This is a genomic window from Pusillimonas sp. SM2304, assembly GCF_031628915.1.
GTDB lineage: Bacteria > Pseudomonadota > Gammaproteobacteria > Burkholderiales > Burkholderiaceae_B > Pusillimonas_C.
On sequence record NZ_JAVLUJ010000003.1, the window covers coordinates 504,342 to 523,415 of the forward strand.

The following is a 19,074-nucleotide window of genomic DNA, read 5'->3' on the forward strand; positions in this document are numbered from 1 at the left end:
CGTTACTCGAATCGGATCCGCGGATCGGCGAGCGTGTATGAAATATCCGCCAGGATCAGGCCGACGATGTACAAGGCCGAGCCCAGGAATACCATGGCGCGCACGACCGAGAAATCCTGTGCGTTGATGGCGTCGATGGTGTAGCTGCCCAAGCCCGGTATGCCAAAAAAGGACTCGGAAATCAGGCTGCCCATGAACAGCAGCGGTATGGCCGACACGGTGCCCGTCAGAATGGGCAGCATGGCATTGCGCAGAATGTGACGGAACAGCACCAGGCGCTCGGACAGCCCCTTGGCCCGGGCCGTGCGCACGTAGTCCTTGCCCGCTTCTTCCAGAAACAAGGTACGGTAAAAGCGCGATTGCGCCCCCAGCCCCGACACAATGCTGACGAGCACCGGCAGGACCAGGAAGCGCACGCTTTCCCAGCCATCGATAAAACCCGAATAAGGCACCCAGCGCAGGACTTTGGCAAACAGCCATTGCCCTGCAATGATATAGAAGAGCCCCGAGATGGAGAGCAGCACAACGCAGATCACCACGCCCGCAAAATCAAGCCGCGTCCCTTTGAAAAACACCAGCAGGAGCGCAAAGGCAATGCAGACGAACAGCCCCATCACGAAGGTGGGCAGGGCCAGGGCCAGGCTGGGGCCCATGCGCTGGCTGATTTCGTAGCCGATGTCGCGGCCCTCGTCCGAAAACCCGAAGTCAAAGCGCAAGAGCGGCACCGACCGGGTAAAGAATATGGTGTCGGTCCACTGTTGCGTGCCGCTGGCCCCGGTATTGAAGAACAGCGGCTTGTCGTAACCCCTTTCGGTTTTCCAGCGGTCGATGGCGCTCTGACTGACACGTTGCCCGCCTATGGACAGGCGCGCCATGTCGTCGGGCGTATTGACGGCAAAAAACAGGACGAAGGTCAGCAGATTGACCCCTATCAGGATCAGGACGCCATAGCATAGCCGGCGGACAATATAGCGGATCATGGTTGGCTCGCAGAGTCAGTATTGCCCAGCGCCGTGGCCCGGTCGCGCGCGCGCGCCACCCGCCAGGCCAGCCCGGCGCCCACCGCCGCCAGAGCGGCCAGCAACCATAGCGGCCACCACCGCGGGACGTTCCAGGCGTCGATTTTCCGGGCGCGCAGATCGGGATCGATGCGGTAGTACTGCAAGGTGTTGCGCACCATCTGAGTGGGTTTGGCATTGCCCACCCAGGACTGGTAAGCGCCGCCCGACTTGGGAAAATAGCCGAACATCCAGGGGGCGTCGTGCTGGGCGATGGCGATCATTTTATGCACCAGGGCTTCCTTTTCAGGCCCGTCATCCAGGAAACGCATCTGGTCGAACAAGCGGTCGAATTCGGGATTGGCGTAGTTCGACGCGTTCTCACCGCCGTTCTTTGCCTTGGCGTTGGGACCATACAGCAGGAACAGGAAGTTCTCGGCATCGGGATAATCGGCCACCCAGCCCCACATATACATCTGCGCGGTGCCGTTGCGCATTTTGTCTTGAAAACGGTTGTAGTCGGTGGCCCGCACCTCGAGCTGCACGTTGATGGCCGCAAGCTGCCGGCGCATCCAGTCCAGCATGGCGCTGGAGCCCATGCCGCCGGCCCAGTCGAAATGCAGGATCAGCGGCTTGCCGCTGCGGGCGTCGCGCCCGTCCGGGTAGCCGGCTTCACGAAGCAGTTGCCTGGCCTGGTCCAGCGGACGGCGCACGGCGCGGCCGTTCTCCAGGGTATAGACCTGGCGATTCAGGCCCTGGGGCAATTCCTGGTAGCCCAGCACGCCCGGCGGCACCGGGCCGTGGGCCACCTGGCCTTCGTCGTTCAGGAAAATAGACACATACTGTTCCCAGTCGACCGCAATGCTGATCGCCTGCCGGAGCTTGCGGTTTTTTTCCTGCTGCTCGGGGGTATCGCCGGCGCCCAGGACCGGATCAAGCCAGTTGAAGCCCAGGTAATATTGCTGGGCCTCGGTCGAGCTGCGCAACTGCAAGCCACGATCGGCATACAGCGCCGCCTTGTCGGCCGAGTCGCCCGCCGCCACGCGCATGGCAACGCCGTATTCCCCGCGGTCGGCCTGAGGGATGTCGTAATAGCCCTGCAGGAATTTGCCCATCAACGGCACGCTTTCCTTTTCCAGGGAAAACACCACGCGGTCGATAAAAGGGGTAAGCTTGCCGCAATCGTCCAGCAGGCCCGCTGCGCGATCCTGGGGTTCGCCCTGGCAAGGGTAGGGCTCGCCCCGGAAGTTGGGGTTGCGTTCCAGCACGTGGCGCCGGTTCACAATGGATTCGGCCATCATGTAGGGGCCTGTACCCACCGGCCAGGTATTCAAGGACAGATTGTGCTCGGCCATGCCGGGCTGATGGTAAAAGCGGTCGGCCTCCCAGGGAACGGGGGCCGTGAACGTCATGGCCAGCCAGTATTTGAACTGCGGATACTTGCCGATCACCTTGATGCGCAGGGTGTGCGCGTCGAGCGCCTGGACACCGTCGAACCCGGTCTGCCGCAGGTCCAGCCAGCCGCGATGCGCCGCGGCGTCCGGATTGTCGCGCAGCGCCTGATCCGCCTGCTTGAGCTGGTCGCCATACTCGCGCAGGCCGACGATATGCGAGGCCATGACGCCGTAGATGGGCGATACCACCCGAGGACTCGCCAGGCGACGGAATGCGTACACATAGTCATCGGCATGCAGCTCGCGGGTGCCGGTGTGTTCGAAATCGCTCATGCTGAACTTGCCCCGCAAGGCATCGGGCGGCATCGGCCAATAGCGGTAATCCCCCGCCGCATCGCGGGCGAAGGCCGGATGCGGCTGATACAGAATGCCGGGCTTGATGCGCACGTCGTACACACTGACCGCCACCTGCTCGCCCGCCACGTCGTCGGGCAGGCGATTGCCCTGTGCATCCAGATAGATGGGCGGGTCGATGGCCACCGCCGCCCTGGGTATCAGCTTATAGGGCCGGGCCAGGTAATCGTAGCCATACAGCGGTTCGTAAATGGAATAGGTGAATGGCGTTTCGTCGCTGGAGTAGGAACTGGCCGGGTCCAGATACTTGGGCGAGCGCTGGGTAAACGCCGTATACAGTACGTTCTCTTGCACTTCCTGTTGCGCGTAGGGGCTGTTGACCGGGCCGCGCGAGCAGCCCGCCATCAGCGCCAGCATCAGCAGGGCGCCGGCCAGGGCGGGGAAAAACCGCGCGCCCCTTAGCACTGCTGCTTCTGCCAGCATTGATAGCGCCAGGCCCACGGGCTGACCGCATCGGACCGCTGCCAGATGCCCAGGCCCTTGTCCTTGGCCTGCTGCTCCAGTCCGCGTACTTTGGGATCGCGCATGAACTTGCCGCGCCCTTCCATATTGGCCCACGCCATGCCGGACTGTACCTGTTTCTGGTTAGCGGTCATGCCCCCTTCCAGGGGCACGTCGCAAATATTGCGCTCGTAGCGGTCACGCTCGAAACAGACCAGCGTCAGCGTCTTGCCGCCGATCAGGGCCGACAGCGCATCTTTGGAGGCCTGCGCCATGGGCTGGCCGGGCCGTTCGCGGTCTTTGGTGACTTCAGGGGCATCGATGCTGGCCAAGCGCACGCGCTCTTGTTTGCCGCCGACCAGCAAGTTGAAGGTATCGCCGTCGGCCACGCGCACCACGCGGCCCGTCAGGCCATAGGACTTGCCGTCCTGGCCGGCCGCCCCCGCCTGGGCCTGGGTGCCAGGCCCGGCGCCCGACAGCACGCCTGTCGCGGCCAGCGCAACCCCTGCCGCCAGAAGCAGCAGACGGGTCCAGCGGCGGGCCATCAGCGCATCGACCAGGCGCCGCAGCAGCACGTTCAACATACTATTCACAATATCCCCGCTTTGTACCGCAAGAAAATACCCTATACGCCATGCCTGCGGCTTGCTGCCGGCGCGGCGCTGCGCAACGATTATAGGGTTTAGCGGGTCGCCACGACAGCTGGTTTATCCTGATGCCCCGGGCCAGGCGCGCTCAAGCACGCTATGCAAGGCCAGCGGTGTGGCCGAGGCGCCATACACCCGCCCCGCCGACTGGCAGCGGCTGCGAATGAAGGCGTCGGCCAGAACCTGCGGCGCATGCCGCCGCAGCAAATTGGCCTGCGTCAGCAGGACGAGCTCCTGGGCGATATGCCGGGCCGCGGACTCCAGGCCCGGGCCGGCCGCAGCCAGCAAGGACAACAGGCCGGCCGCCCGGGACTTCAGCGCGGGTTCGCCGGCGCAGTCCTGCTCCAGGCGGGTCAGCAAGGCCTCGGCCAGCTCGGGGTGGCGCTTGAGCCCCCGCAGCACATCCAGGCACATGATATTGCCCGACCCTTCCCAGATGGCGTTGACGGGCGCCTCGCGGTACAGCCGGGCCATGGGCCCGTCTTCAATGTAGCCGTTGCCGCCCCAGACTTCCATGCATTCGGCCAGGGCCTCGATGCCGCGCTTGCAGATCCAGAACTTTGCCGCGGGCGTCAATATCCGGCGATAGGCCTGCGCCAGCACGTCATCGCCCTCGTCGAAGGCGCGTGCCAGCCGCAAGGCCAGCACGGTGGCGGCCTCGCTTTCCAGCGCGATATCCATCAGCACTGTTTGCATCAGCGGATGCTGGATCAGCGGCTGGCCGAAAGCCACGCGATGGCGCGCATGATGCAAGGCCTGCACCAGCCCTTGGCGCAATAGCGCCGCGCTGCCCAGCACGCAATCCAGGCGGGTGGTCGAGGCCATGCCGGCCAGGATGGCGATCCCCCGCCCCGGTTCGCCCACCAGGACACCCGTGGCGTCCTGAAACTCGACTTCGGCGCTGGCGTTGGACACATTGCCCATTTTGTTTTTCAGGCGTTGAATGCGCAGCGTGTTCCGGCTGCCGTCATCCAGCCAGCGCGGCACATAAAAGCATGAAAAGACATCGTCATGGCCGGCCAGCACCAGATGCGCGTCGGACGTCGGCGACGAAAAAAACCATTTGTGTCCCGTCAGTCGATAAAGGTTCCCGCGTCCGCCCGGACCCAGCGCCACCGCACGGGTCGTATTGCTGCGCAAGTCCGAGCCGCCCTGCTTCTCGGTCATGCCCATGCCTATCATCATGGATACCTTCGCCGACAAAGGCGCATCGCGCTCGTCGTACTGGGATGAAAAAAGCAGCGGCGCAACCGAGTCGAACCAGGGTTCCTGGCCAAGCACGGGAATGGCTGCCGAGGTCATGGTCACGGGACACAGCGAACCGGCCTCGACCTGCCCATGCATCAGATAAGCAGCCGCGCGGGCAACGTGCGCGCCCGCCCCGGGCGCCGACCAGGCGCTGCAGTGCATGCCCTGCAGGAAAGCCATGCGCAGGAGACGATGCCAGGAAGGATGGAAATGGACGCGATCGACCCGATGGCCCAGCCTGTCGTAGGCTTCCAGCTCGGGCTTGTGGCGATTGGCCTCGTGCGCCATGGCCAGCGTATCGGCGCGGCCCAGGCGCTCGCCATAGTGCAGCAAGGCTTCTGCGTGCGGCTGGGCGCCTTCGCGCCTGACGCCTTCCTGCAAAGCCGCATCGCTTTCATACAGATTGTAGCCGCCCAGTTCAGGTACCTGATTGGTGACTTCGTGCGTAGACCAGTCCATGATGCACCTCGCATGTCGCCGCGGCGACCATCCATTTCATATCCAGATCAAGCGCTGGCAAGCGTGAATTCATCATAGCACCGGCATTCTGGCGGGGACAGCCGCCCCCTGCGGCGCGGCGCCGGACTGTTAAAGTACGGCTTATCCGCACACCCCCTTTTCCGGCGCGGGTATATGCCTTACGACACAGGAAGAATCGATGACTGACCGCCAACTTGTTATTGTTGCCGCCCTGACCCTGCTGGTGGGCGTAGGCGCCGGCGCCTTCGGCGCGCATGGCCTGAAGCGCATGATCACACCCGACATGCTGCCCATCTGGCAAACCGCCGTGCTCTATCAACTGGTGCATGCCCTGGGCATGCTGGCCATTGCCCTGATGGGCGCGCGCATGGGCTCGCCCTTGCTCAGCCTGTCGGGCAGCATCATGTTCGCCGGCATCCTGGTTTTCAGCGGAAGCCTGTATGTGCTGGTGCTGACCGGCACAAAATGGCTGGGCGCCATCACGCCGCTGGGCGGCGCGGCCTTCCTGATCGCCTGGGCCATGGTGGCCGTGGCGGCCTACAGGGCAACGCCTTGAACGCCCTGTTGTAGCGAAAGCACAAGCCTTCCAGACACGGACCTGCCACGATAGCGCGGTCTTGCCTTTGTAATGTAGTTAAATTACAATAAAATCCTGATCACACTCTTCGGGATGCGCACCATGGCCTTGAACAGCACCTTATATCGTGTCACTGAGCGCATCATCAACCGTAGCCAGACTACAAGACAGCAGTATCTGCAGCGCACGCGCGCCGCCTACGGCAAGAAAACCGGGCGCAGCCAGTTGGGCTGTACCAATCTTGCCCACGCCTTCGCGGCCATGCCCGCCGACACCAAGCTCAGGCTCAAGGAGGCCGCCCGCCCGAACCTGGCGATCGTCTCGTCGTACAACGACATGCTCTCGGCGCATCAGCCCCTGGCGGCCTACCCCGCACTCATCAAGCAAGCCGCCTTCGCGGCCGGCGCCACCGCGCAGTTCGCAGGCGGCGTGCCCGCCATGTGCGACGGCGTGACCCAGGGCCATACCGGCATGGAACTCAGCCTGTTCTCGCGCGATGTGATTGCCATGTCGACCGCCATCGCGCTGAGCCATCAGATGTTCGATGCCGCCGTCTACCTGGGGGTGTGCGACAAGATTGTGCCGGGCCTGTTGATCGGCGCCTTGAGTTTCGGCCACCTGCCCGCGGTGTTCGTTCCGGCCGGCCCCATGAGCACCGGCCTGTCCAACAACGACAAAGCGCATACCCGCCAGTTGTTTGCGCAAGGCAAAGTCGGCCGCGCCGAGCTGCTGGAATCCGAATCGCAGTCTTATCATGGCCCCGGCACCTGCACCTTCTACGGCACGGCCAATTCCAACCAGATGCTGATGGAGATCATGGGCCTGCATCTGCCCGGCAGTGCCTTCGTCCCGCCCAATACGCCCTTGCGCGAAGCGCTGACCCGCGCCGCCGCCCAGCGCGCCGTCGCCATCGGCGCCCAGGGCGGCGAGTTCACGCCGGTGGCTGAAGTGATCACCGAGCAGGCCATTGTCAATGGCATCGCAGGCCTGCTGGCCACGGGGGGCTCCACCAACCATACCCTGCACCTGGTCGCCATTGCCCGCGCCGCCGGCATCTGTATCGACTGGGACGATTTTTCCGATCTGTCCGCCGTCGTGCCTTTGCTGGCGCGCGTCTACCCGAACGGCGGAGCCGATGTGAATCACTTCCATGCCGCCGGCGGCATCGGGCTGGTCATCGCCGAACTGCTGCAGGCCGGCCTGCTGCATCCCGACGTCAAGACCATCGCGGGAGACGGGCTGGCGCACTATACGCAAGAACCTTTCCTGGATGGCGGCAAGCTGGCCTGGCGGCCCGCGGGGCCGGTGTCGCTGGACACCGCAGTCATACGCCCGGCCAGCGATCCCTTCAGCCCGGACGGCGGGTTGAAACTGCTGCAAGGCAATCTGGGCCGTGCCGTCATCAAGGTGTCGGCGGTCAAGGCCGAGCACCGCAGCATCGAGGCACCCGCCCTGGTGTTCAACAGCCAGGAAGACCTGCTGGCGGCATACAATAGAGGGGAACTGGCCCGCGACTTTATCGCCGTCGTGCGCTACCAGGGACCGCAGGCCAATGGCATGCCCGAATTGCACAAGCTCACGCCGGCGCTCTCTGTATTGCAGGACCAGGGTTTCAAGGTGGCATTGCTGACCGATGGCCGCATGTCGGGCGCATCGGGCAAGGTGCCTGCGGCCATTCACGCCAGCCCCGAAGCCTTGGCGGGCGGCCCCCTGGCCTACCTGCAAGATGGCGATCTGCTGCGGCTGGATGCCCATACCGGCGAGCTTGCCGTGCTGGCTGCCGACGGCTGGCAGCAGCGCCGGCCGGCGCCGGCCGACATCCAGGCGCATCAGACTGGGTTCGGGCGCGAACTATTCGCCTCCTTCCGCCTGCATGCCGGCATGGCCGAATCGGGGGCCACGACCTTTGAACACCCCGATTGGTCCGCGCCGCGCGAACCGATCGTCCTATAGCGAGAAACACATGAATGCTCTTGAGTTGCTGGAACAAAGCCCGGTCATGCCGGTGATGGTCATCAAGGATATCGACACAGCGGTCGACCTGGCGCAGGCGCTGGTGGCGGGCGGCATACGCAGCCTGGAAATCACCCTGCGCTCGGACGCTGCGCTGCAAGCCATCGCACTGATCAGCCAGGCGGTCCCCGAGGCCATCGTGGGCGTCGGCACGGTGCGCAACGCCAGGCAGTGGGACGCCGCCGTCGAAGCGGGCGCCCGCTTCGGCGTCAGCCCCGGCCTGACGGCCGACATCGCGGCGGCCGCCAAGGCATCGGGCCTGCCCTTCTTGCCCGGCGTTGCCACAGCGTCCGAGTCCATGTACGCCGCCGACCAGGGGTTTACCGTGCAAAAACTCTTCCCCGCCGAGGCCGTGGGCGGCGTCGCGTTGCTCAAGGCGCTGCAGGGCCCCCTGCCCGACATCATGTTTTGCCCCACCGGGGGCATCAACGCCGGCAATGCCGCGCAATACATGGCGCTGGCCAATGTAAAATGCGTGGGCGGATCATGGCTGACGCCCGAGGCCGCCGTCAGCGGCCGGCAATGGGATGTCATTACCACGCTGGCGAAACAGGCCAGCCAGATCGCCTGAACAAGAAAAGCCGGATTGCTCCGGCTTTTCTTTTGTATGTCCGCTGCCCGCGCCTACAGCGGATAAACCGCCAGCGGCGCCTGGCCCTGCAGGGCCAGCAATAGATTGCTGGTCGCCATGCGCGACATGGCTTCACGGGTTTCGTGGGTGGCCGAGCCGACATGCGGCAGCGCCAGCACCTTGGGGTGATCGATCAGCGGCGAGTCGCCGGGCAGCGGTTCGACCGTGAACACATCCAGCCCCGCCGCCCGCAAATGCCCCCGGTCCAGGGCGTCGAGCAAAGCCTCTTCCTGAACGACCGGCCCGCGCCCCCCATTGATGAAAATCGCGCCCGGCTTCATCAGGGCGAACTCCTCGGGCCCGATCAAGCCTTCGGTCTGCTCGGTCAGGGGCAGCACCAGGACCAGGAAATCCGACTGCTCCAGGACCTCGCGCATGCTTGCCGCCCGCGCCCGCCCCTCGGGCAATCCGCTGGGTGTCGGCGTACGCGTGTGATAGAGCACCGGCATATTGAAACCCAGCGCCGCCCGCTGGGCCAGGGCGCGGCCGATCCGGCCATAGCCGAGTATGCCCAGCGTCTTGCCATGGACGTCCCAGCCGAACTGGTCGTCGCCGATGCTGCGCTTCCAGCGCCCCTGCTGCACATAGCGGCCCAGTTCAAGGATGCGGCGGCTGGTGGCCAGCACCATGGCGAAGATCAGATCGGCGACGGTTTCGGTCAAGACCCCCGGCGTATGGCACAAGGTAATGCCGCGCTGCCGCAAGGCGTCGAGCTCGAACTTGTCGACCCCCACCGAAATGCTGGATATGACTTCCAGCCGAGGGGCCTGTGCCAGCACGGCATGGTCGATCGGGTAGCTGGACCCGATCATGCCCTGCACCACGGGCAGCGCCTCGAAAAAAGCCTGCTGCTGGCTCGCGACCCGCGGGTTCGCCACCACGACATCGTGTTCCAGCCGCAAGCGCGCCAATTGATCGGCGGGCAATTCACGATAGACCAGGACCTGTTTGCGGCTCATAAGCCGGCCTGCTCGAGTTCTTTGCGCGTGGGCAGGCCTTCGGTATCGCCCAGCACCTGGACCGCGCGCGCGCCTATCCAGGCGCCGCGCGCCACGGCGGCATCCAGGCTGGCGCCTTCCAGCATGGCGCTGACCACGCCGACGGCAAAGCCGTCGCCGGCGCCTACGGTATCGACCACCGTCTTGACCGGAACGCCTGGCACGTACCCCCGCCCGGCATCTGAATCGAAATAGGCGCCGTCGGCCCCCAGCTTGATCACGACCAGCTGTGCGCCATGCTCGCGATAAAACTGCGCGATCGCCTCGGGCGTGTCCAGCCCGGTCAGCAAGCGCCCCTCTTCAAGGCCCGGAAACACCCAGTGGGCGGCGCATGCCAGCGCATTGATGCCGGCACGCATTTTTTCTGTGGAGCCCCACAAGGTGGGACGCAGATTAGGGTCGAAGGACACCGTTTTGCCGGCTGCGCGCATCAAGGCCATGGTCCTGCCTGCGATCTGATAGCAGTTATCGGAGATCGCCGCAAAAACACCGGTGCTGTGCAAATGCCGCGCGCCGCATAGCCAGGCTTCGTCGATATCGGCCAGCTGCATCTGGCTGGCAGCGGAACCCTTGCGGTGATATTCAACCGGCGGATCGCTGCCGTCGGTGACCCGGCCCTTGAACTGGAACCCCGTACGCTGTTGCGCATCGCAGGCCACATGAGAGCAATCGATGCCCTCGCGCTCCATTTCAGCCAGCAGATACCGGCCCATGGAATCGGAACCCAGGCGGCTGGCCCAGCCCACCCGCAGCCCCAGGCGCGACAGGCCGATCGCCACATTCGTTTCGGCGCCCGCCGTGCGCTTGTGAAACCCCTGAACCTGTTCCAGCGGCCCGGGCTGGTCGGCCACCAGCAGGACCATGGCCTCGCCGAACGTCACGACATCCAATGCTCGGGTCACTGTTCATTCTCCAGACTGCGCAACTGCCCGATGGCGTTGCGCGTGACAGACAACAAGTCTTCGCCCACCAGGGGAAACTCGATGGCGCGCGGCACACCGCGCGGCATGGCCCGCAGCACTGCGCGCCACGCCGCGGCCGAATCGCTCAAGGGAACGGCAACCCAGCGGGCGGGCTGGCGCTGCACGCCTTTGCAATGCACGTAGCGCACGCGCGCGGAAAAGACGTCGGCCGCCTGCAGCGGACATTCGCCATTCCAGTGCCAGTTGCCCATGTCGAAGGTCATGCCCAGCGCCAGGCCCGCCTGGTCGGCGGACTGAAAAAACCGTTCCAGCGCAGGCAAGGAACCCGCGCTTTCCGTTTGGTCGTTTTCAATCAGCAGGACAATATCTTGCCGCGCCAGGCGTTCGGCCAGTGGGCGCAAAGCGCCTTCGGCGCCAGGCCTGAAACCGCCTATCGACATTTTCAGCACGCCCGCACCCAGGGTAAGCGCACTGTCCAGGCCTTTGTCCAGCGCATCCAGGGCAAGATCGCCCCCGGCGTTCCAGAGCATGTCGGGACTTGAATACACACAGGCCATTCCGGTGCCGCGCACCGTGGACGCGAGCGCCGCCAGTTCGCCATCGTGGCCGGCAAGCAGTTCGCCGCGTATCTCGACGCCGTCAGCGCCTGCGGCATGGCATAGCCGTACAAACCAATTTTGCCCGTGGCGGCTGACTTCGGAGGCGCCGAAAGAGCCCAGGGAAACGAAAACCTGCTGCGCCGATGTCATGTCAGTGATTCAGAATCTGGCCCAGGAAGGCACGGGTTTTTTCGTGCGTGGGATTGCCGAAGAATTGCTCGGGCGAAGCCTGCTCGACAATGGCGCCATCGGCCATGAAGATCACGCGATCGGCCACGCTGCGGGCAAAGCCCATTTCGTGCGTCACGCACAACATGGTCATGCCGTCTTCGGCCAGGCCTATCATGGTGTCGAGCACCTCTTTGACCATCTCGGGGTCCAGCGCCGAGGTGGGCTCGTCGAACAGCATGACTTTCGGCGTCATGCACAGCGCACGCGCAATGGCCACCCGCTGCTGCTGGCCGCCCGACAACTGGCTGGGATACTTCTTGGCCTGGTCGCCGATACGCACGCGGGTCAGGTATTTCATGGCCAGGGCTTCCGCCTCGGCCTTGCTGGCGCCGCGCGAACGCATGGGCGCCAGCATGCAGTTCTGCAGTACCGTCATGTGCGGAAACAGATTGAACTGCTGGAAAACCATGCCGACTTCCTGGCGCACGGCGTCGATGTTGCCGGCCTTGGCCGTCAGGTCGATGCCATCGACGACAATGCGCCCCTGCTGGATTCTTTCCAATCCGTTGATGCAGCGGATCAGGGTGGATTTTCCCGAGCCCGAAGGGCCGCAGACCACGATGCGCTCGCCGGCGGCAACGGTCAGGTCGATATCGGTCAGGACGTGGAACTTGTCGTACCACTTGTTAAGCGCTTCGATCTCGATAATCGTCCCGCCAAGCGCGGCGGGACGACCCGTTTGATCGACCGCAGGCGTGGGCTGCGTGTCAGTCATGTTCAATCACTACCCAATCAGGATTTGTTCAACTCGGGCAGCGGGCTGCCCAACCATTTTTCGAACAGCTTGCTGAACTCGCCGTTCTGGATGTTCTTGTCGACCAGTTCGTTGACGGTCTTCAGGGTTTCGGCTTCGCCCGGACGCATGGCTACCGCCATTTCCTGCTGCAAGAGCACAAACTTGTTTTCAAAACGGTCGGGCGCGCGCTGGGCGATCTGGCCCGCCACGGTGGTCGAGCAGCCAATGGCGTCTACCTGCCCCGACAGCAGGGCCTGCATGGCCGAAGCGTCATCATCGAAACGGCGGATGTTGGCATCCTTGGGCGCAACCTTGGTCACGGCGATATCCTGGGTGCTGGCGCGGGCCACGCCGATGCGCAGGCCGGACAGATCTTCGGCCTGGGCGATCTTGGTGTCTTTGCCGCCGAACACGACAATCTGCGCTGCCGAGTAGGGATGCGAGAACTGAACCTGCTTGGCGCGCTCGGGCGTGATGGCCAGCGAGGCCACCAGCATGTCCACCTTGTTGGTCAGCAGGAAGGGGATGCGGTTCGGCCCGGTCACCGGCACGATGTTGATCTTGACGCCAAGATCCTTGGCCAGCACGCGCGCCACATCGGCATCATAGCCGTCGGGCTTGTTCTCGGTGTTCATAATGCCATAGGGCGGAAAATCAACCAGCATGCCGATCGTGAGCTCGCCCTTTTCTTTCACCTGGTCGATGGTTTCCGCCCCCGCCGCGCTGGCGCCCAGGGCAAGCGCCGCGCAGCCTGCCACCAAAGCGGCGCCTGCAAAACCACGTATTTTCTTGATTCCGAACATACCATGTCTCCAAAGTTGGACTAAAACATTGATAAAACAAGGAAAGCCAAATTGACTGGCCCGCCCTATCGCGTCAGCGACAAGGCCAGGCGCCTTTCCATATACGATGCCAGCAAGGACAGCGGCCAGCACAACACAAAATAAATAATGGCGACCACCGTAAACACCACCATGGGCTGGAAGGTGGCGTTATTGATGATCTGCCCGGCACGGGTCAGCTCGGTGAACCCGATGATCGCGGCCAGCGAGGTGCCCTTGACGATTTGCACCAGATAGCCCACCGTAGGCGGGACGGCGATCTTCAGCGCTTGCGGCAACACCACATCGCGCATCTTGTGGCGATACGACAGGCCCAGCGCTTCGGCGGCTTCCCATTGGCCACGCGGTATGGCCTCGATGCAGCCGCGCCAGATTTCGCCCAGGAAGGCGCCGCTGTTCAGCGTAAGGGCCACGGCGGCGGCAATCCACGGATTGATATCCAGCCCCAGGACCGGCGCGCCGAAAAACACCAGGAACAGTTGCAGCAGCAGCGGTGTGCCGCGAAACAGCTGAATGAACCCCATGGACAAGGCGCGTGCCGCGCCGTTCTCGCTGGTGCGCGACAGGGCGATGATCAGCCCCACGACGCCGCCGCCCGCGAAAGCGATAAGCGACAGCGCAACCGTCCACTGGGCGGCTTCAAGAATGAACCAGAAATCGGAATAGCCAAAGGTACGCATTATCGACGATCCGGATAGTTAAGGCCCCACTGGAAAACCAGGCGGAACAGATAGGAAAAAATCAGCGTCAGCAACAGATAGATACCGGTAATGACAATGTAGATTTCAAAACTGCGGAACGTCTCGGACTGCAGATTGGCGGCCACCGAGGTCAGGTCATCGGCGGAGATCACCGACACCACGCTGGATGCCAGCATCAGCAAAATGAATTGGCTGGTCAGCGCCGGATAAATGGCTTTCAGGGCGGGCTTGAGCACCACGAAGCGGAAAATTTCCAACCGCGACAGATTCAGCGCCAGGCCCGCCTCGATCTGCCCCTTGGGTATGGACTCTATCCCCGCGCGCACGATTTCCGTGGCATAGGCGCCCAGGTTGAAGACCATGGCAACCAGCGCCGCCGTATAGGGCGACCACCGCACCCCTACCGCGGGCAGGGCGAAGAAGAAGAAAAACAGTTGCACCAGAAACGGCGTGTTCCGGATGATTTCAATGTAGACATTGATCAGCCAGCGCAAGGGCGCGGGCCCCGCCGTCTTGCCCCACGCGCACACAATAGCCACCAACAGGCCCAGCAGCATCGCCATGAAGGACAGCTGGACGGTCATCCAGGTGCCGTGAAGCAGCAAAGGCCAGGCGTCAAAGACCGGACCAAATTGAAAGGTGTAATTCACGTTATCTGAACCTTAGGTATTGCCGGCGATCAAAGCATACCGCGCGATTAAAAAAATACCTACTTGAAAACAAAAGCAAAGCCTTACCGAAAACGGGTGGCAAGGGCCGCGCTTATGAAACCGGTTTCATAATAGAGCCGAAGAAGCGGGAAATTATATCAGCTGTTCCGGCCACCCCATTTCAAGCCCGTTTTTGGCAAGGCGCGCCAACCCGGCATGCCTGTGCCGGTTGAGCCGGCACAGGCATGCAGACACACGCATCAAAGCGTGCGCGCCATATGCCCGAACTGCGTGGAGCCGCGAACGATCAGCGTACCGGGCAAACGCATCTTGCGGGCAGGCCCGTTCATGCCTTGCAGGCGCTGCATCAGGCAGCGCGCGGCAAGCCGGCCCAGGTCGCCCGTGGGCTGGGACACCGCGCTGATGCCTGGCCCGATATAAGGTATCCAGGGCGTATCGTCGATGCCCAGCAGGCCGATATCCTGCCCCAGGCGCCAGCCCAGTTGCGCGATGGCTTCCACCACGCGCAGCGTGACCACGGCATTGCCGGCGATGACGGCCGGTACCCCGGCGGCGCCGCCGGAAGGCGAGCGGGCCGCCGCGCGTGCGCGCAATGCCCGCAAGGCGGCGATCAGCCCGGCCTGGTCTTCCGCCAGTGTTTCAAGGCAGGAGCCGGATGCCTCGCCGGCATGGGACCGGACAAAATCATTGAAGGCCTGCACGCGCTCGATACGCGAACTGACCTTGCCCATAGGCTCGGTGACCAGCATCAATTCCCGGTAGCCTGCTTCCAGCAGGTGCCCGGCGCTGACCGTCATGGCGTGCTGGTTGTCCAGCGACACCAGATCCACGTCCAGCCCGTCGTGCTGGCGGTCCACCAGTACGATGGGTTTGCCTTGCCTGGCCGTCTCCATCACCGCCCCCGCATCGTGGCCCATGGTGTTCAGGATGAAGCCTTCGACCTTGTACGAGGACAGCGCGCGCAAGCCGGCGCTTTCGCGCTCGCTCTCGTTGCCCAGGTTGAACAGCATCACCAGATAGCCCGCCTCGCGGCAGGCTTGCTCGGCCCCGCGCAACACGGCCACCGAATAAGGGTTGGTGATATCGGCCACCACCAGCCCGATCAGGCGCGAACGCCCGCGCTTCAGGGCCTGCGCCATGGGGCTGGGTATGTATTTGAGTTCGGCGACGGCCGCTTCGACCCGGCGCGCAATCTCGGGCGACAGCAAGGTCTCGCGATGATTCAGGAAGCGCGAGACGGTCGCCTTGGATACGCCGGCATAGCGCGCCACGTCGGCAATCGTGCTGCGCGGGCTATGCTTGCTCATACCGCGACCCAGGCGCTATTGGCGCGATGGCTCCGCAGGACGGCATCGATAAACCGGTGGCCCGACACGCCATCTTCCAGGCCGGGCAAGTAGGCCGCGCCGGGCGGCGCTGCGACGCCCGCCTCGTGCGCCGCGATCAGATCGGCCGCATCGCGGTATAGCTGCGCAAACGCCTCGATATAGCCTTCCGGATGCCCCGCAGGGATACGCGTGGCATGCGCAGCCGCCTCGCTGTCGGCCCGGCCGCGCGTGATGCGCTGCGCAACGCCCCCTTGCGGTGTCAGCCAGAGCACATTGGGCTCTTCCTGATCGAAGCGCAATTGAGCGCGGCTGCCATAGAGCCGCAGGCTCAAGGCGTTCTCGCATCCGGTGGCGACCTGGCTGGCCCACAAGGTGCCGCGTGCGCCATTCGCGTAGCGCAGCATGACCTGCACGTGGTCGTCCAGGCGCCGGCCCGGCATGAAGGTATGCAGTTCCGCGGCGATGCCGGCGGGCTCGGCCCCGCTGACATAGTTCGCCAGTTGATAGGCATGGATGCCGACATCGCCCAGGGTTCCCGCCGGACCCGCGATGGCGGGGTCCTCCCGCCAGCCGCCTTCGCCGGTCAGGGCCGCGGCATCGGCCCACCAGTCCTGCGAATATTCCACCTGCAACAGGCGCAGCTCGCCAATGGCGCCCTGGGCGACCAGCGACCGGGCATGGCGCACCATGGGGTAGCCGGTATAAGTATGGGTCAGCACGAACAAGGCCGAACTGCGGCGTGCCAGCGCCTGCAATTCAAGCGCCTCGGCCAGCGATACCGTAAGCGGCTTGTCGCAAATAATGTGTATGCCCTCGGCCAGAAAGGCCCGGGCCACCGGGGCGTGCAGATGGTTGGGCGTGACGATGGACACGGCATCGATGCCGCCGCGCCCGGCGCGCCGCAACGCGCCCTCGCGCTGTGCCATCTCGCGCCAGTCGGCGTAGCTGCGCTCGGGGGCGATACCGGCATCGGCGGCGCTGGCGGCCGCCCGTTCCGCGTTGCCGGACAAGGCGCCGGCAAGCAGCTCGTAACGGTCATCCAGGCGCGCCGCCATCCGATGAACCGCGCCAATGAAAGCGCCGTGTCCGCCGCCCACCATACCCCATCTCAGTCGCTTGCGCATGCCTGTCAACCCGTTCAATCGATACCCAGCAGCCCTTTATGCTGCGCTTCGGACGCCGCGCTTTTGGCGAAATCGTCGAAAGCGCGGTCGGCCACGCGAATAATATGCTTCGCAATGAAGGGCGCGCCTTCCGCCGCGCCCTGCTCCGGGTGCTTCAGGCAGCACTCCCATTCAAGCACCGCCCACCCGCCGTAATCGTACTGCGCCATCTTTGAAAAGATAGAACCGAAATCCACCTGGCCGTCTCCAAGAGAACGAAAACGGCCCGCGCGGTCAATCCAGTTGGCAAAACCGCCGTACACGCCCTGCCTGCCGCTGGGCCGGAATTCGGCATCTTTGACGTGAAACGATCTGATGCGCTCGTGATAGAGGTCGATGAAAGCCAGATAATCGAGCTGCTGCAGGACGAAGTGACTGGGATCGTACAGGATATTGGCCCGCGGGTGGCCGCCCACGGCTTCCAGGAAACGCTCGAACGTCAGGCCATCGTGCAAGTCTTCGCCGGGATGCAGCTCGTAACTGACGTCGACGCCGGCCTCATCGAAGGCGTTGAGTATCGGCGACCAGCGGCGGGCAAGCTCGGCAAATGCCTCGTCGACCAGGCCCGCCGGGCGCTGGGGCCAGGGATACAGATAGGGCCAGGCCAGCGCGCCGGAAAAGGTCGCATGCGCCGTCAGGCCAAGCCGCTGCGACGCCCGGGCCGCGCACAACAGCTGCTCGTGCGCCCATTGCCGCCGGGCCGCCGGATTGCCCCGGACCGCCGCTGCCGCAAACCCATCGAACAAAGCGTCGTAGGCGGGATGCACCGCCAGCAGTTGGCCCTGCAAATGGGTGGACAGCTCGGTGACGGCCAGGCCGTGGCCAGCCAGCATGCCGCTGACCTCGTCGCAGTACACCTGGCTTTCGGCGGCCTTGCGCACATCGAACAGCCCCGGATCGTTGGTGGGTATCTGCACGCCTTGGTAGCCCAGGCCGGCCGCCCAGCGGGCCAGGCCTTCCAGGCTATTGAACGGCGGCGCGTCGCCGGCGAATTGCGCCAGGAAAATTCCGGGCCCTTTGATCGTCTTCATGCTGATGCCCGCTTAGAAAGGCGAGTCGGGAAAGTAGAAGTCCTGGGCATTTTCCTTGGTGATCAGAACCGAAGGAATGATGGTGGTTTCGGGCAAGGCCTCGCCCTTCAGCCGCGCCTCGGCGGTCAGCTTGATGGCGTCGTAAATGAACTTGGGCGAGTACGATACATCGGCCTGTATAAGCGGGTTGCTGCCGTCGATAATCGTCTTGACCATGCCTTTGGCCCCCGCGCCGCCGAAGACTTCCTTGATGTCGCTGCGCTTGGCCTGCTCGATGGCCCTGAGCACGCCAAAGGCCATATCGTCATCGGCAGCCCAGACGGCGTCGATATGCTTGAAGCGCGTCAGATAATCCTGCATGACCTTGAACGCGTCATCGCGATTCCAGTTGCCGTAGCGGGCATCCAGCAGCTTGATGCCGGGGTGCTGGTCGATGACCGCCTTGAAGGCGTCCATGCGTTCGTTGTCCAGCGTGGTGGCAAGGCCGCGCAAGGCCACGATATTGCCCTTGCCGTCCAGCTTCTTCACCAGGTATTCGGCGGGCAGCCGGCCGAAGGCGGTGTTGTCGCCCGATACATAAGCGTCTTGCGCGCTGGTATCCGTCAGGCCGCGATCCACCACTGTGACGTATACGCCCTTCTTCTTGACTTGGGCCACCGGCTGCGTCAGCGAGGCGGACTCGAACGGCATGATGACCAGCGCGTTGATCTTGTTGACGGTCAGCAGATCTTGCAGCTGATTGGCCTGCTCGGGCGCGCCGCTGGAGGTCTTGACGATGACCTGCAGGCCGGGATGCGCTTTTTCCAGCTCGGCCTTGGCCTGGTTGGACCACCACACCACACCGGCGGTGAAGCTGTGCGTGGCGGCCGGAATGGACACGCCCAGGGTCACCTTCTGTTGCGCCAGGGCGGCAGAAGAGAGCCCCATGGCGGCCAGGGCGGACAGGCCTATGGCCAGTTTGCGTAGCGATGATTTCATTTCTTGTCTCCGGGTTTGATGCATTGGAAA

Annotated in this window: 18 protein-coding genes; 3 read left to right on the plus strand and 15 right to left on the minus strand. The window is 63.9% G+C overall.

All coding sequences use genetic code 11. The features are described from left to right. Positions 1 to 2: 2 nt before the first annotated feature. The 4 genes from RE432_RS17200 to RE432_RS17215 form a co-directional block, all read right to left on the minus strand. Entirely contained in the window at positions 3 to 980 is a 978-nt protein-coding gene (locus tag RE432_RS17200; RefSeq protein WP_310934761.1) for an ABC transporter permease, read from the minus strand. Continuing rightward, positions 977 to 3,229, minus strand: a complete 2,253-nt coding sequence (locus RE432_RS17205; protein WP_310934762.1) for an ABC transporter substrate-binding protein — start codon at positions 3,227 to 3,229, stop codon at positions 977 to 979. Before RE432_RS17205 ends, RE432_RS17200 begins: the two co-directional genes overlap by 4 nt. Further along, entirely contained in the window at positions 3,205 to 3,831 is a 627-nt protein-coding gene (locus tag RE432_RS17210) for a thermonuclease family protein (RefSeq protein WP_310935212.1), read from the minus strand. The genes RE432_RS17205 and RE432_RS17210 overlap by 25 nt, the downstream gene beginning before the upstream one ends. A 123-nt stretch (positions 3,832 to 3,954) precedes the next feature. Continuing rightward, a complete protein-coding gene (locus RE432_RS17215) occupies positions 3,955 to 5,601 on the minus strand; it encodes an isovaleryl-CoA dehydrogenase (protein WP_310934763.1) in 1,647 nt (548 codons plus the stop codon). Positions 5,602 to 5,800: 199 nt separating this feature from the next. Here RE432_RS17215 and RE432_RS17220 point away from each other — a divergent pair, with 199 nt between their 5' ends. From RE432_RS17220 to eda, 3 genes are all read left to right on the plus strand, one after another. Continuing rightward, positions 5,801 to 6,178: a DUF423 domain-containing protein gene (locus tag RE432_RS17220; protein WP_310934765.1), complete on the plus strand. Its 378-nt coding sequence runs from the start codon at positions 5,801 to 5,803 to the stop codon at positions 6,176 to 6,178. A 123-nt stretch (positions 6,179 to 6,301) separates the two neighbouring features. After that, entirely contained in the window at positions 6,302 to 8,152 is a 1,851-nt protein-coding gene (gene edd / locus RE432_RS17225; RefSeq protein ID WP_310934766.1) for a phosphogluconate dehydratase, read from the plus strand. 10 nt (positions 8,153 to 8,162) lie between these two features. After that, positions 8,163 to 8,783 (plus strand): bifunctional 4-hydroxy-2-oxoglutarate aldolase/2-dehydro-3-deoxy-phosphogluconate aldolase, encoded by a 621-nt coding sequence (eda, locus tag RE432_RS17230; protein ID WP_310934767.1) that lies wholly within the window; start codon positions 8,163 to 8,165, stop codon positions 8,781 to 8,783. Between the two features lie 53 nt (positions 8,784 to 8,836). Here eda and RE432_RS17235 read toward each other — a convergent pair whose 3' ends face one another. From RE432_RS17235 to RE432_RS17285, 11 genes are all read right to left on the minus strand, one after another. Continuing rightward, positions 8,837 to 9,802, minus strand: a complete 966-nt coding sequence (locus tag RE432_RS17235; protein ID WP_310934768.1) for a D-glycerate dehydrogenase — start codon at positions 9,800 to 9,802, stop codon at positions 8,837 to 8,839. Next, positions 9,799 to 10,743, minus strand: a complete 945-nt coding sequence (locus tag RE432_RS17240; protein WP_310934769.1) for a sugar kinase — start codon at positions 10,741 to 10,743, stop codon at positions 9,799 to 9,801. The genes RE432_RS17235 and RE432_RS17240 overlap by 4 nt, the downstream gene beginning before the upstream one ends. Next, positions 10,740 to 11,513, minus strand: coding sequence for a TIM barrel protein (locus RE432_RS17245; protein ID WP_310934770.1), 774 nt, complete (start codon positions 11,511 to 11,513; stop codon positions 10,740 to 10,742). The genes RE432_RS17240 and RE432_RS17245 overlap by 4 nt, the downstream gene beginning before the upstream one ends. A 1-nt stretch (position 11,514) precedes the next feature. Next, positions 11,515 to 12,309 carry an amino acid ABC transporter ATP-binding protein gene (locus RE432_RS17250; protein WP_310934771.1) on the minus strand — a complete coding sequence of 265 codons (795 nt, stop codon included), beginning with the start codon at positions 12,307 to 12,309 and terminating at the stop codon, positions 11,515 to 11,517. Positions 12,310 to 12,326: 17 nt separating this feature from the next. Then, positions 12,327 to 13,133 (minus strand): transporter substrate-binding domain-containing protein, encoded by an 807-nt coding sequence (locus RE432_RS17255; RefSeq protein WP_310934772.1) that lies wholly within the window; start codon positions 13,131 to 13,133, stop codon positions 12,327 to 12,329. Between the two features lie 65 nt (positions 13,134 to 13,198). Continuing rightward, positions 13,199 to 13,852, minus strand: a complete 654-nt coding sequence (locus RE432_RS17260; RefSeq protein ID WP_310934774.1) for an amino acid ABC transporter permease — start codon at positions 13,850 to 13,852, stop codon at positions 13,199 to 13,201. After that, a complete protein-coding gene (locus RE432_RS17265) occupies positions 13,852 to 14,523 on the minus strand; it encodes an amino acid ABC transporter permease (RefSeq protein ID WP_310934776.1) in 672 nt (223 codons plus the stop codon). The genes RE432_RS17260 and RE432_RS17265 overlap by 1 nt, the downstream gene beginning before the upstream one ends. A 260-nt stretch (positions 14,524 to 14,783) precedes the next feature. After that, entirely contained in the window at positions 14,784 to 15,851 is a 1,068-nt protein-coding gene (locus tag RE432_RS17270; RefSeq protein WP_310934778.1) for a LacI family DNA-binding transcriptional regulator, read from the minus strand. Then, on the minus strand, positions 15,848 to 16,996 hold the full coding sequence (locus tag RE432_RS17275) for a Gfo/Idh/MocA family oxidoreductase (protein ID WP_310934780.1): 1,149 nt from the start codon (positions 16,994 to 16,996) through the stop codon (positions 15,848 to 15,850). Before RE432_RS17275 ends, RE432_RS17270 begins: the two co-directional genes overlap by 4 nt. Positions 16,997 to 17,010: 14 nt before the next feature. Next, positions 17,011 to 18,066 carry a sugar phosphate isomerase/epimerase gene (locus tag RE432_RS17280; RefSeq protein ID WP_310934782.1) on the minus strand — a complete coding sequence of 352 codons (1,056 nt, stop codon included), beginning with the start codon at positions 18,064 to 18,066 and terminating at the stop codon, positions 17,011 to 17,013. Between the two features lie 12 nt (positions 18,067 to 18,078). Next, positions 18,079 to 19,044, minus strand: a complete 966-nt coding sequence (locus tag RE432_RS17285; RefSeq protein ID WP_310934783.1) for a substrate-binding domain-containing protein — start codon at positions 19,042 to 19,044, stop codon at positions 18,079 to 18,081. Positions 19,045 to 19,074: the final 30 nt, after the last annotated feature.

What these genes read in the sequence shown, in the direction of transcription:
- RE432_RS17200 (WP_310934761.1), bottom strand. Translation starts at nt 980, where the DNA reads ATGATCCGCTATATTGTCCGCCGGCTATGCTATGGCGTCCTGATCCTG.
- RE432_RS17205 (WP_310934762.1), bottom strand. Translation starts at nt 3,229, where the DNA reads ATGCTGGCAGAAGCAGCAGTGCTAAGGGGCGCGCGGTTTTTCCCCGCC.
- RE432_RS17210 (WP_310935212.1), bottom strand. Translation starts at nt 3,831, where the DNA reads ATGTTGAACGTGCTGCTGCGGCGCCTGGTCGATGCGCTGATGGCCCGC.
- RE432_RS17215 (WP_310934763.1), bottom strand. Translation starts at nt 5,601, where the DNA reads ATGGACTGGTCTACGCACGAAGTCACCAATCAGGTACCTGAACTGGGC.
- RE432_RS17220 (WP_310934765.1), top strand. Translation starts at nt 5,801, where the DNA reads ATGACTGACCGCCAACTTGTTATTGTTGCCGCCCTGACCCTGCTGGTG.
- edd (WP_310934766.1), top strand. Translation starts at nt 6,302, where the DNA reads ATGGCCTTGAACAGCACCTTATATCGTGTCACTGAGCGCATCATCAAC.
- eda (WP_310934767.1), top strand. Translation starts at nt 8,163, where the DNA reads ATGAATGCTCTTGAGTTGCTGGAACAAAGCCCGGTCATGCCGGTGATG.
- RE432_RS17235 (WP_310934768.1), bottom strand. Translation starts at nt 9,802, where the DNA reads ATGAGCCGCAAACAGGTCCTGGTCTATCGTGAATTGCCCGCCGATCAA.
- RE432_RS17245 (WP_310934770.1), bottom strand. Translation starts at nt 11,513, where the DNA reads ATGACATCGGCGCAGCAGGTTTTCGTTTCCCTGGGCTCTTTCGGCGCC.
- RE432_RS17250 (WP_310934771.1), bottom strand. Translation starts at nt 12,309, where the DNA reads ATGACTGACACGCAGCCCACGCCTGCGGTCGATCAAACGGGTCGTCCC.
- RE432_RS17255 (WP_310934772.1), bottom strand. Translation starts at nt 13,133, where the DNA reads ATGTTCGGAATCAAGAAAATACGTGGTTTTGCAGGCGCCGCTTTGGTG.
- RE432_RS17260 (WP_310934774.1), bottom strand. Translation starts at nt 13,852, where the DNA reads ATGCGTACCTTTGGCTATTCCGATTTCTGGTTCATTCTTGAAGCCGCC.
- RE432_RS17270 (WP_310934778.1), bottom strand. Translation starts at nt 15,851, where the DNA reads ATGAGCAAGCATAGCCCGCGCAGCACGATTGCCGACGTGGCGCGCTAT.
- RE432_RS17275 (WP_310934780.1), bottom strand. Translation starts at nt 16,996, where the DNA reads ATGCGCAAGCGACTGAGATGGGGTATGGTGGGCGGCGGACACGGCGCT.
- RE432_RS17280 (WP_310934782.1), bottom strand. Translation starts at nt 18,066, where the DNA reads ATGAAGACGATCAAAGGGCCCGGAATTTTCCTGGCGCAATTCGCCGGC.
- RE432_RS17285 (WP_310934783.1), bottom strand. Translation starts at nt 19,044, where the DNA reads ATGAAATCATCGCTACGCAAACTGGCCATAGGCCTGTCCGCCCTGGCC.